The following is an 11,621-nucleotide window of genomic DNA, read 5'->3' as shown; positions in this document are numbered from 1 at the left end:
ACTTCGCCCGCCGCGGTTCGCCGCTGCACCAACGGACACCGGTGGCGGCCGTAGTCGTCCGCTGCGCAACTGGCTGACGCCAAGGCAAGCGACTCGCGCCGATCGCAGACCGATCAGCTGTCCGCCGTCGGTATCACCCGCGGTCGGGCCACGTGACCAATCTCCGGTCCAGTAACAACACCGGTATTGTGGGCTCTTCCCGCAGTGCAGTCCTGCGCCCCGGTGAGACCCGCCGCATCCACGCTGTCGCCTGCATAAGTGTCCACCGAGGACACACGGACCGCGTCCTGTCGAGGTCAGTTCCCAGCCGGTCCGGGAGTTCAGTCTCTTGTCGGCAGAGCAGATGCAGGGCTGGTGGCTGGCGCGGTTCACGCTCTTCGTGAGCGTCGTGACGTTGGCGCTCAACGTTGTGAAGCCGCTGCTGGCAGGTGACTACGGGAAGGCTGCGTTTGCTGCGGTCGGGCCGGTGTTGTCGATCGGCTGGGCCGGAAGTGGGGGTGCGCCACGAGGTGCTGGTGCGCCGTGAAGCGGCGTGAACCAAGGGAGGTGGAAGTCCTTCCCGCCGGGGTGTCGCAGCAGCCCCGTAGCAGCTGAGCGTAGTCCGATCGAGATCACCGATCTGCCCGAGCTGGACGCCGTGCTGCTGTCCCACCTGCACGGCGACCACTTCGACCGGGTGGCGAGCCGGGAGCTCGCGCGCGACCTGCCGGTGCTCACCACTCCGCACGCGGCCAGCGCCCGCACCGCAGGGGGGTTCCGCGAAGCCGCGCCGTTGCGCACGTGGGAGACCGTGACGTTGTCCAGCGGGGCGGCGAAGCTGACGGTCACCTCGCTGCCGGGCAAGCACGCGCTCGGGCCGCTGAGCGCCTGGCTCCTCCCGTCATGGGCACGATGCTCGAGTACCGCGAGGCGGCGGGTGTCGCCGCTCCGGATCTACCTCAGCGGCGACACCCTGGTGCATCCCGCGCTGCGCCAGATCCGCGACCGCTTCGACGGCATCGACCTCGCGGTCGTGCACCCCGGCGGCACCAAGGTGCTCGGTGTGCTGCTCACCATGGACGGCGGACAGGGCGCTGACCTGATCGAGACGCTCGCGCCGCGCACCACCGTGCCCGTGCACTACGAGGAGTGCGGGGTCATGAAGTCGCCGCTGTCCGATTTCACCGCTGCGATCTCGCAGCGCCGATCCGGATTCGACATCGAGGCTGATCGAGGCCCGTGGGTGACAGCGCTCGTCGCGGCGGAGTATCGGGTGTTCGCGGTCAACCCGCGTCAAACCGGCCGGTTTCGCGAGTGGTTTGTCTTGCCGGGTGCGAAGAGCGATGCTGCGGACGCGCATGCGTTGGCGGACATGGTGCGGACCGGCTCCCACCAGTTACGTCCTGTAGCAGGTGACAGCGACTTGTCTGAGGCGATCAAGTCGCTTGCTCGCACGCATCAGACGTTGATCTGGGATCGTCAGCGCCAGGTCGCCCGGCTGCGGGCGCAACTGCGGGATTTCTACCCGGCCGCGCTGGTCGCGTTCGGCGAGGACCTTGCCGCCGCCGACGTGCTCGAGTTGCTCAAGCGCGCTTCGGACCCAGACGCCGCGGCCAAGCTTCCGCGGGAGCAGATTGTCGCGGCGCTCCAGCGTGCAGGCAGGCGAAAGATCGAAGAGCGAGCGGAGACGATTCACGAGGCTCTGCACTCCGAGCAGTTGCGCGTGCCAGCGGCTCTGCAGCGCGCGTACGCCGTGACGGTGAAGTCGCTGGTGGCGGTGATCGCCGTGCTCGTCGCGGAGATCACCACCGTCGAGAACGAGATGGTCAAACGCTTGCGCAAGCACGCGGACGCGGAGATCTACCTGTCCCAGCCAGGCATGGGCGAGACCCTGAGCGCCAGGGCGCTCGGCGAGTTCGGCGACGACCGCACCCGCTATGCCGGCGCGAAAGCCCGCAATGACTACGCCGGCACCAGCCCGGTCACCATCGCCTCCGGCCGCAAAACCACCGTCAACTGCCGGTACGTGCGCAACACCAGACTGGTCGACTCACTCATGCGCCAAGCGATGAGCGCACTGAGTACCTCACCCGGCGCACGTGCCTGCTACCACCGTCAACGCGCCCGCGGCGTGCCACACGACGCCGCCCTGCGCCACCTCGCCAACCGCCTCGTCGGCATTCTCCACGGCTGCCTCGCCAGCCGAACCATCTACGACGAGACCACTGCCTGGGCCCACCACGCCGCTGCGGCGTGATCCCTTAATCCCAGGGATGTCCTCGGGCTCGCAAACCATGATCCACAACGATGAAACGGAGAATTCGGATGGACACGGGAAAAGCAAAGAAGCAGGTAGAGACGAATCTCTACCTGCTTCTCTGGAGTACGCCGCCAGGGACTCGAACCCCGGACCCGCTGATTAAGAGTCAGCTGCTCTAACCAACTGAGCTAGCGGCGCCTGTTTGTGTGCCGGAGCAGTGCTCGTTCCGACGTGAAGAACGTTAGCACAGGGGTTCCAACGGGTTTCCACGCGGGGTCACCCGATGGACTCGTCACGGCGCACGCCGCAGGCCCAAGCCACCCGTCAGCCGAGCCACGTCCGTGCGGCGACGACCAGCGCGTCCACTCCGGTCGTCAGCGTCGGCTCGATGTCCGGCGCGAACTCGGGGGAGTGGTTCATCGCCACGGCCGCGCCGGGTGCGCGGGCGCTGAAGTCGGTGCCGCCGAGGAACCAGAACACCGTCGGGATCCCGGCCGCCGCGCCGAAGTCGCCCACGTCCTCGCTGGCGTTGACCACCGCGCCGGGAATCAGGTTCTCCTGTCCGAAGTGCCCGGCGAACGCGGCCATCGTCCTCGTGGTCGCGTCCGGATCGGACACCAGCACCGGCATGCCGTCGTAACAGTCGAACTCGGGCTCGCGCGGAGCTCCGGACGCCTGCGCCTCCGCGCGGACGATCCGTTCGATGGAGCCGCGGAGGATGCCGCGGATGTGGTCGTCGAACGCCCGGATGTTGATTCCGAGCTCGGCGGTCTCGGGGATGACGTTCTCCTTGGTGCCGGCCTGCAACCGTCCCACCGTGACAACCGCACGTTCGCTGGGCGCTATCTCGCGCGCGACGATGCCCTGCAGCCGCACGACGACATGTGCCGCCATCAGCACCGGGTCGATGGCGGTCTCCGGCGAGGACCCGTGCCCGCCCCGCCCGAACAACGTGACGTGCACCGAGTCGGACGCCGCCATCACCGGACCGCTGCCGTGCGCGATCATCCCGGCGGGCAGCGGCGTGACGTGCTGGGCCAGCACGACCTCCGGTTTGCCGAACCGGTCGAACAAACCGTCGGAGATCATGTTGCGCGCGCCACAGCCCAGTTCCTCGGCGGGCTGGAAGACCACGAGGAGTGTGCCCTTCCACTCCTCGCGGGTCTGCGTCAGCCGAGCAGCCGCCCCGATCAGGCACGTGGCGTGCATGTCGTGCCCGCACGCGTGGGCGACCGGCACCTCCTCGCCCTGGGCGTTGGTGGCGCGGGCGGTCGACTCGTACGGCAGGCCCGTCGCCTCCCGCACGGGCAGCGCGTCGATGTCGGCCCGGAGCATCACGACCGGGCCGTCGCCGTTGCGCAGCACGCCCACCACGCCGGTGCCGCCGACCTCGGTCGTGACCTCGTAGCCCAACGGCCGCAACGCTTCCGCCAGCACTCCGGCCGTGCGGAACTCCCGCAGGGACAGTTCGGGGTGCTGGTGCAGGTCGCGGTAGAGCGCGTGCAGGTCGGTCATGGCCCGATCCTGCCACCACCGCCAGAAGGTCAGCCGGACGCGAGCACCTTGGCCGCGTTGTCCAGGCGGATCTTCTTGCCCCGGTCGAGCGCCTCGAACCCCGCGGCCCGCTCCTCGATCGCCCGGCGCTGGTACGCCGTCTCCACCGCCAGCCAGGTGTCGGCCAGCCTGGTGCGCTCGCGGCAGGTGACGTCGGCCTTGGCCGTGTCGATCTCGACCTGGGCCGGGGTGTCGGACTCCCACCGGACGTCGTTGTTCGCGGCCCAGACGTCGGTGTAGTCGAAGCCGGACTCGGCCATGCACCCGCGCCAGCTCGCCATCGCCTGCCGCATCCGGTCGTCCTGTTGCGCCTGTTCGAACGTCGTCTGGTCGAGCTGGACGAGTTCGGCGGCGGGGATCGCCGCGGGCACGCCCCGTTCCAGTTCGCGGCGCGCCTTGCCGAGGCAGCCGCCGTCCGGGATCTGCTTGCCGCCGATGGACGTCATGCCCTTGCCCGTGTAGATCATCTTCGCTTCGGGTGACGGCTCCGGGCCCTCCTGGGGCTCCGGTTCGTCGCTCTCGGGCGGGTGGTAGCCCAGCCGGGACACCTCGGCGAGGTCCATGACGCCGTAGCGGGTGGAGCCCGTGCTCTCCGGGACCGGGACCGGGTCGGGCGCCGCCCACGTCTGGCCGAACTCGCGCAGGCACCGCCGTGCCAGCTCGGCGGCCGCCCGGTCGATCGTGGTCAGGTCGGCGGGCGAGTGCTGGTAGCGGTCGAGCGGCAGGACGATGTCCTTCGCCGAGCGCACCGGCCGCACCTCGGCCACCTGAGGTGCCGCGCTGGACGGGTGGTCCTCGCCGGTCAGGGCGATGGTGCCGGCCACCCCGGCCACGGCGGCGGCGACCAGCAAGAGTGCGTGTGCTCGTTTCACGGAAGTCCCCCGAGATGAGGCGGCGGCCCCGCCGGTGACGGGGCCGCCGCTGCCGGTCAGCCGTAGATGGTGCCGGTCTGGCAGGTGGTCGGGTTGAACTTGTGCGAGTTCATCCGGTCGTTGGCGTCGCCACCGCCGGACAGCGGGATGTTCTGGAAGTTCGCCACGCGTCCGTTCGGCCGGATGCGGAAGCACGGGCCGCGGTAGTTCGAGTTGTAGTGGACGGCGATGTACGAGTTCTCGTCCCGGTTCTCCATGGAGCTGACGTTCTGCTGGGAGCCGTCACCCCGGTACAGCGCGATGCTCGAGCCGGCATACGTGACCGCGCCCCAGTTCGGCCTGCTGGAGCCGTCGTCGCGCTTGAGGCCCGTGTAGTTCGCGGCGGAGTACATACAGGCGTTGTCGTACGTACAGGCCGCGTTCGCCGCGCCCTCCGACACCACGAGCGTCACCGCGGCGACCCCCACCGCGGCCAGCACCGATGCGATCTTCTTCATGTGTTGCGTCCCCTCTTGGTCTGGAGAGGCGACCCGCGCCCCTCCGGCGGGACAGACGCTGCCGGGCCGGCCGCGCCGCGGAGTGGAATCCGACCGAATCCGAACGGCCGTACGCGCTCCCCGCTAGGTTGGAGGCCCATGGCACGTTCCACTTCCGCACCGGCCGGGCTGCCGGACCCCGGTCAGGCCGTCACCCTCGACGACCTGGTGGAACGGCTGCGACTGCTGAAGGTGTGGGCCGGTGGCCCCTCCTACGAGCGGATCACGGCGAGGATCAACGCCGACTGGGCGCGCGGCGGGCGGCCCGAGTCCGAGATGGCGCGCAAGACGACGGTCGTCGACTGCTTCCGGTCCGGCCGCAAGCGCCTCAACGCGGACCTGGTCATCGGGATCGTGCAGGCGCTGCACGCCGACCAGGGCTACGTGGCGCAGTGGCGGCAGGCGCTGCGGGCGGTGACCGGCGAGACCGTGATGGCCGCCCAGGTGCGGGTGCACGACGAACTGCCGGACGAGGGACCGGGTTTTGTCGGGCGGGAGGCCGAGCTCGCCGTGCTGCGCGAGGCGTCGTCCGGCGGCGCGGTCGTGATCTCCGCCCTAGAAGGCATGGCCGGGGTGGGCAAGACCCGGCTCGCCCTGCGCGCGGCGGCGCTGCTGGCGCGGGAAGGCACGTATTCGCAGGTCCTGTTCGTGGACCTGCGCGGGTTCGACCCCGACCAGCCCCCCGCGGCGCCGGGCGCGGTGCTGGACGGGTTCCTGCGGCTGCTCGGCGTGCCCGGCACCGAGATGCCGCACGACCTGCCCGCACTGGTCGCCGCCTACCGCGAACGGGCCGCGGGCGCGCTGGTGGTGCTCGACAACGCCGCCGACGAGGAGCAGGTGCGTCCGCTGCTGCCCGAGGCGCCGGGCAGCGTCGCGATCATCACGAGCAGACGCAGCCTGACCCGGTTGCCGGCCACCAGGATCGAGGTCGCCGTGTTCACCGCGGCGGAGGCGGTGGCGTTCGTGCGGGACGCGGTCGGTGACCTGCCGCTGGGCAGCGACCGGGACGCGGTCGCGCGCATCGCCAGGAGCTGCGGTTTCCTGCCGCTCGCGCTGAGCCTCATCGTCGGTCACATCCGGGCGGTGGACGGCTGGACGCTCACCGACCACGCCGACCGCCTCGACGACCGGCAACGGTCGCACCGGCTCGACAACGGCGTCCTGCTCGCCCTCGACGCCTCCTACCAGCGCCTGCCCGACGACCGGCGCCGGATGCTGCGGCGGGTGGCGTTGCACCCGACCGGCGAGTTCGACGAGCACGGCGCGGCGGCGCTGGCCGGCCTCGACCTCGAGACGACCCGCGCGGTGCTGGAGGACCTGCGCCGCGACCACCTCCTGCAGCGCGCGGCGGGACGGTACTCGAGCCACGATCTGGTGCGCGACTACGCCGCCGAACGCGCGGCCGACGAGGACCCGCCGTCGGCACGGCAGGCCGCGCGCACCCGGTTGTCCGAGTACCTCCTGGCGACGGCCGCGCGCGCCATGGACCTGCGCTACCCGGCGGACGCCCATCGCCGGCCGCGCGTCGGCGCCGTCACGACCCCGATGCCCGCGTTCGCCGACCCGGACGCGGCGCTCGCGTGGCTCGACGTGGAACACCCGGTGCTCGTCACGTCCGCCGCCGTCGGCGATCCGCTGCACGCCGTGCGGCTGGCGATGACGGTGTTCCGGTACCTCAACAGCGGCCGTTCGAGGACCGCACTGGTGATGAACACCCACGCGCTCACCGCCGCACGAGAACTGGGCGATCCGGCGTCGCTGGCGGGCGTGCTCAACAACGTGGCGGCGGCCTCGCTGGAGCTGGGCAGAGCGGAGGAGGCCGCCCAGGCCCTCAAGGAGGCCGCGGACCTGCTGCACACCACCGGCGACCGCGACAGCGAGCTGCGCACGTTGATCAACCTCGGCGTGACCGACACGAGGCTCGGCCGCTTCCGCGACGCCGCCGACCGCTACCGCGAGGCGCTGGAGCTGAGCCGGAACGTCGACGACCGGGTGATGGAGGCGACGACCCTGGTCAACCTCGGCGCGGTGGAGGAACGCCTCGGCCTCAACCTGGAGGCCGCCGAACACCTGCAGCTCGCCCAGAAGCTGTTCGCCGGCCTGGGTGACGCCGACGGCGAGGCCTGGGCGATCGACGGCCTCGCGTCGGTCGAGATCGAGCTCGGCCGCTACGACTCCGCGCTCGGCCACCTGAGCCGGACCCTGGGCTTCTACCGGCACAGCGGCAGCGTCGCCGGCGAGGCGTGGTGCGTGCAGGGACTCGGCCTGCTGTTCACGCGTCAGGGCGACCACGACCGCGCGGTGCGGGAGTACACCCGAGCGCTGTCGCTGTTCCGGGACACCGGCGAGCGGACCGGCGAGCTGTACGTGCTCAACGGCCTGGGCGAGGCCACCCCGGACGCGGGCGCCGCCGTCCACCACACCGCGGCGCTGAGCCTCGCGACCGAGCTCGGCGACGTCGAACAGCAGGCGCGCGCCCACGCGGGACTGGGCCGGGCACTGCGGTCCCGCGAGCACTACGAGCAGGCGGCGGAGCTTTACGCGAGCCTGGGGGCGCCCGAGGCGGAGGAGATCCGCTCGGTCCTCGCCGAACTCCGGTAGCCCGCCGCCGGACGCCATTTCTTGAACGTCAGTGCGCGGTGACCGTCGGAGACCGCACGGTTACGTGGTCAATTGACCGCAAAAAACGGTTATTGACCGGTCAATTGGCCGGAGCTACATTTCCCGGCATGGCAGTCCCGGCGTACCTGCGAATCCGCAACGAATTCGAGCAGCGGATCCGTTCTGGCGCACTTCCCTCCGGCAGCCGGCTTCCGACCGAGGCCGAGCTCCAGCAGCTGTACTCGGTCGGTCGCGCGACCGCGCAGCGCGTGCTGACCGAGCTGGCGCAGGCCGGGCTGGCGGAGCGGCACCGGCGGCGGGGCACCTTCGTCACCGAGGGAGCGCGGCAGGAGAACCTGCTGCGCCTGGTCAACACGGCGCTGCCAGGGCCCAAGATCCAGGGCAGGCACGTGGTCGAGTCGGCGACGGTGGTCCAGGCCCGCGACGCGGGTCTGGAGATGCCGGGCGTGGCCGACGACGCGCCCGTGCACCAACTGCGGCGGTTGAAGTTCGACGTCGACGACCAGGTGATCGCCGTCGAGCACTCCGTCATCCCGTTCGCCCTGGCACCACGACTGCAAGAGGAGGACCTCAGCCACCTGACGGCACACGACTACTTCGCCCGCATCGGCATTCCAGCGGCCAAGTCCCGAATCTACATCGACCCGATCGCGCTCGACGCCGCCACCGCGGCACGGCTGCGCGTCCCCGAGGGGCAGGCGGTGATCCGCCTGCGCCGGCTGACCTGGCTGGCCGACGGCAGGCTCGCCGAGGCGCAGTGGGACATCATGCGCCCCGACCTCGTCGAGTTCTTCCTCGAGCACACCATCGAGCCCGCACCGGGCTCCTAAGGCCCGCCCACACGCGGTGCGACCGAAACGGTGACGCACCGCCTCTCGTGACGCCACGACGTGGGCTCCGAGGCGTACGCGGCCTCGGCCGATCATTTCGACGAGTTTCCGGACTCGTTTCCCAGAACGGATCCCGACCCCGATCCACGCGGGGTCATGCAGGCGTGCCGAAGACCGATTCGAAACAGATCTTCGCCCATTTCCCGATCCGCTCCTGCGCATCGACCCGAAAGGCCACTGAGATGACGCAACCCGTGAGCAGCAGACCGGTCGCCGACGGCTCCATGAATCGGTTGTTCCGGGCGCTCAGCATCATCGAACGAGTGGGCAACAAGCTGCCGCACCCGTTCTGGCTGTTCTGGATCTTGGCCGCCGTCCTCGGCGTGACGAGCGCCGTGCTGGCCCACGCCCAGGTGTCCGTCACGCTGCCCTCGTCAGGCGACTCCGTGGCGGTGCGGAACCTGTTCTCCTGGGCCGGAGCCGAGTTCGCGGTGTCGTCCGCGCTCGGCAACTTCTCCAAGTTCCCGCCCATGGCGGTCGTCGTGGTGGTCCTGCTCGGCGTCATCATCGCCGAGCGCAGCGGTCTGCTCACCGCTCTGCTGCGCGTCACCATCGGTCGTCTGCCGACCCGCTGGCTGACCTTCTCCATCGCCCTGAGCGCCATGACCGCGCACGTCATGAGCGACTCGGCCTACATCGTGATGATCCCGCTGGGCGCGCTGGCCTACCGGAGTGCCGGGCGGAACCCGTTGCTGGGCCTGATGGTCGCGTACGCGTCGACGGCGATCGGGTTCAACGCCAGCCCGCTCGTGACACCGAGCGACGCCATCCGGTCGTCGCTCGCGACGGCGGCCGCCCGCATCGTCGATCCGGGGTACGTCATCACCCCGGTCGCCACCTACTTCTTCACCGCGGCGTCCTCGGTGGTCCTCGCCGCCGTCATCGCTCTCGTCGTCGACCTGTTCCTGGCGAAGCGACCGGAGTTCGCGCCGAATCCCGAGGACGACGCGGCCGCCGACCGGGTCTTCAACGCCAGGACCGGTGACGCGGGCGAGCACGTCGGCGCCCCGCACGCGATCACGCTGACCGCCGTCGAGAAGCGGGCTTTGGCGGTGACCGCCGCGGTGTTCGTGGTCTACGTCCTGGGGATGGTCGCGTTGCTGTGGCCGGGATCGCCGTTCCGCGGCGAGGGCGGCAGCATCGTCAAGTCCGTGGTCGTCGTGAACATCGCCGTGTTCATCGCGCTGCTGTTCACCATCCTCGGAATCGTGTACGGCAGGCAGGTGGGCACGATTCCCACCCTGGCGTCCGTTCCGGCCGCGATGGCGGACGGCGTCCGGTCCATCGCCCCGGTGATCGTTCTCTTCTTCGTGGTCGCGCAGTTCCTCGCCTACTTCACCTGGACCGGCATCGGTTCCGTGATCACCGTCGAGGGCGCCGAGCTCCTGAAGTCCCTTGACGCGCCCCACCTCGTCATCCTGCTCGTGATCGTCGTGGCCATCAGCTGCCTCAACATGATGATCAGCAGTGGCTCGGCCATGTGGTCCATCCTCGCGCCCGTGATGGTGCCGCTGGCGATGTACGTCGGGCTCGCCCCGCAGGCCGCGATGGTCGCCTTCGCGATCGGCGACTCGGTCACCAACACGACGCCGATGAACGCGTACTTCGTGCTGGCACTGGGATTCGTCCAGCAGTTCCGCAAGGGAGCCGGCGTCGGCACGCTGCTGTCCTTCACGGTTCCCGTCGGACTCACCGTGCTCGTCTCGTGGTCGGCCTTCTTCTCCCTGTGGTACGCGCTCGGAATCCCGCTGGGACCGGGCGTGCCCGTCAGGTGATCCCGTTCGTACGAACAGAAAAGAGAGCTCTTCCCATGGGTAGTATCGCCATCATCGGCGCGGGCAACGTCGGCCAGGCCATCGCGGGTCACCTGTCGCTGCAGGGCCACGACGCGCGGCTCTACGACAGGTGGGGCCACGACCTCGAACCGATCAGGGCCAACGGCGGCGGCATCGACCTGGTCGGTGACGTCGTGGGCCACGGCAAGCCGTCGCTGCTCACCACCGACCTGTCGCAGGCCGTCGACGGCGCGCAGGTGGTCATCGTCGCCGCACCGGCGTTCGCGCACGCGTACCTCTCGGAGGAACTGGCGGCCGTGCTGGAACCCTCCCAGCTCGCGCTCTTCCAGCCCGCGGTGCTGGGCAGCGGGGTCGAACTCGCCCGCATGTTCGCGCTCGCCGGCCGCAAGCCGTGCCTCATCGCGGAAACGCCGACCAGCCTCTACACCTGCCGCCTGCGCGAGCCCGCCAACGTCTACATCGGAGCGATCAAGCACTCGGTGCCCGTGGCCGTCGTCCCCAGTGCGGACACCCCCCAGGCCCTGGAGATCCTCCGGGACTTCTTCGGCGAGCGGTACGTGCCGGGAGGGGACACGCTGGCCGTCGGGCTCCTCAACTGCAACCCCATCTACCACGTGCCCCCGGCGGTGCTGAACTTCAAGACGGTCGAGGACGCCGACCTCCACCCGTTGCACTCCCTGGTCACGCCCCGCATCGCCGGCGTCATCGACGCGCTCGACCGCGAACGCCTGAGCCTGGCGAACGCACTCGGCGTGCGGCCCACCAGCTTCTGGGACGTCCTCACCACCGCGTACGGCGTCACCGAGGGCACCTTCGCCGAACGGATCACGCAGGCGTACGGGCGGCAGGCCTTTCCCGAGCCGGACTCGGTCGAGCACCGCTACTTCACCGAGGACGTCCCGTTCGGCCTGGTCACCTGGAGTTCGCTCGCTGCCCAGATCGGTCTGGCCATGCCGTTGACTGACTCGTTCATCGCCCTGAGCGGCATCCTGTGCGGGCGGGACTTCGTCGCCGGCGGCAGGACGGCGGAGTCGCTGGGACTGGCCGGCGCCGGCGTCGACTCGATCCGGGCGGCCTTCGTCGACGGTGTGGTGGGCTGACCGGCTGATCCG

Annotated in this window: 9 protein-coding genes and 1 tRNA gene; 6 read left to right on the top strand and 4 right to left on the bottom strand. The window is 70.1% G+C overall.

Annotated features, from left to right (window positions below; all coding sequences use genetic code 11):
• Window positions 1-328: 328 nt before the first annotated feature.
• Window positions 329-526 carry a hypothetical protein gene (locus tag ACRSBM_RS32365; RefSeq protein WP_434449228.1) on the top strand — a complete coding sequence of 66 codons (198 nt, stop codon included), beginning with the start codon at window positions 329-331 and terminating at the stop codon, window positions 524-526.
• Window positions 527-532: 6 nt separating this feature from the next.
• Window positions 533-2,236: an IS110 family transposase gene (locus ACRSBM_RS32360; RefSeq protein ID WP_434449225.1), complete on the top strand. Its 1,704-nt coding sequence runs from the start codon at window positions 533-535 to the stop codon at window positions 2,234-2,236.
• Window positions 2,237-2,363: 127 nt separating this feature from the next.
• Here ACRSBM_RS32360 and ACRSBM_RS32355 read toward each other — a convergent pair.
• The 4 genes from ACRSBM_RS32355 to ACRSBM_RS32340 all read right to left on the bottom strand — a co-directional run bounded on the left by ACRSBM_RS32355 (window position 2,364) and on the right by ACRSBM_RS32340 (window position 5,162).
• Window positions 2,364-2,437, bottom strand: a tRNA-Lys gene (locus ACRSBM_RS32355).
• Between the two features lie 126 nt (window positions 2,438-2,563).
• Complete coding sequence (locus tag ACRSBM_RS32350) at window positions 2,564-3,754, bottom strand: amidohydrolase (protein ID WP_434449222.1); 1,191 nt, start codon at window positions 3,752-3,754, stop codon at window positions 2,564-2,566.
• A gap of 29 nt (window positions 3,755-3,783) precedes the next feature.
• On the bottom strand, window positions 3,784-4,665 hold the full coding sequence (locus tag ACRSBM_RS32345; protein WP_434449220.1) for a hypothetical protein: 882 nt from the start codon (window positions 4,663-4,665) through the stop codon (window positions 3,784-3,786).
• Window positions 4,666-4,721: 56 nt separating this feature from the next.
• On the bottom strand, window positions 4,722-5,162 hold the full coding sequence (locus ACRSBM_RS32340) for a hypothetical protein (RefSeq protein ID WP_434449218.1): 441 nt from the start codon (window positions 5,160-5,162) through the stop codon (window positions 4,722-4,724).
• Window positions 5,163-5,300: 138 nt separating this feature from the next.
• Here ACRSBM_RS32340 and ACRSBM_RS32335 point away from each other — a divergent pair, with 138 nt between their 5' ends.
• The 4 genes from ACRSBM_RS32335 to ACRSBM_RS32320 all read left to right on the top strand — a co-directional run bounded on the left by ACRSBM_RS32335 (window position 5,301) and on the right by ACRSBM_RS32320 (window position 11,609).
• Complete coding sequence (locus tag ACRSBM_RS32335) at window positions 5,301-7,802, top strand: tetratricopeptide repeat protein (RefSeq protein WP_434449216.1); 2,502 nt, start codon at window positions 5,301-5,303, stop codon at window positions 7,800-7,802.
• 128 nt (window positions 7,803-7,930) lie between these two features.
• Window positions 7,931-8,653 (top strand): GntR family transcriptional regulator, encoded by a 723-nt coding sequence (locus ACRSBM_RS32330; RefSeq protein WP_434449214.1) that lies wholly within the window; start codon window positions 7,931-7,933, stop codon window positions 8,651-8,653.
• A 254-nt stretch (window positions 8,654-8,907) separates the two neighbouring features.
• Window positions 8,908-10,488 carry an AbgT family transporter gene (locus tag ACRSBM_RS32325; RefSeq protein ID WP_434449211.1) on the top strand — a complete coding sequence of 527 codons (1,581 nt, stop codon included), beginning with the start codon at window positions 8,908-8,910 and terminating at the stop codon, window positions 10,486-10,488.
• Between the two features lie 35 nt (window positions 10,489-10,523).
• Window positions 10,524-11,609: an NAD/NADP octopine/nopaline dehydrogenase family protein gene (locus ACRSBM_RS32320; protein WP_434449208.1), complete on the top strand. Its 1,086-nt coding sequence runs from the start codon at window positions 10,524-10,526 to the stop codon at window positions 11,607-11,609.
• Window positions 11,610-11,621: the final 12 nt, after the last annotated feature.

The sequence above is a fragment of the Lentzea xerophila genome (genome assembly GCF_051094245.1).
In the GTDB taxonomy this organism is placed as follows: domain Bacteria; phylum Actinomycetota; class Actinomycetes; order Mycobacteriales; family Pseudonocardiaceae; genus Lentzea; species Lentzea xerophila.
The sequence above is the reverse complement of the archived record's forward strand: the minus strand, read 5'-3'. Positions and strand labels throughout refer to the sequence as shown.

What these genes read in the sequence shown, in the direction of transcription:
- ACRSBM_RS32340 (WP_434449218.1), bottom strand. Translation starts at nt 5,162, where the DNA reads ATGAAGAAGATCGCATCGGTGCTGGCCGCGGTGGGGGTCGCCGCGGTG.
- ACRSBM_RS32320 (WP_434449208.1), top strand. Translation starts at nt 10,524, where the DNA reads ATGGGTAGTATCGCCATCATCGGCGCGGGCAACGTCGGCCAGGCCATC.
- ACRSBM_RS32335 (WP_434449216.1), top strand. Translation starts at nt 5,301, where the DNA reads ATGGCACGTTCCACTTCCGCACCGGCCGGGCTGCCGGACCCCGGTCAG.
- ACRSBM_RS32350 (WP_434449222.1), bottom strand. Translation starts at nt 3,754, where the DNA reads ATGACCGACCTGCACGCGCTCTACCGCGACCTGCACCAGCACCCCGAA.
- ACRSBM_RS32330 (WP_434449214.1), top strand. Translation starts at nt 7,931, where the DNA reads ATGGCAGTCCCGGCGTACCTGCGAATCCGCAACGAATTCGAGCAGCGG.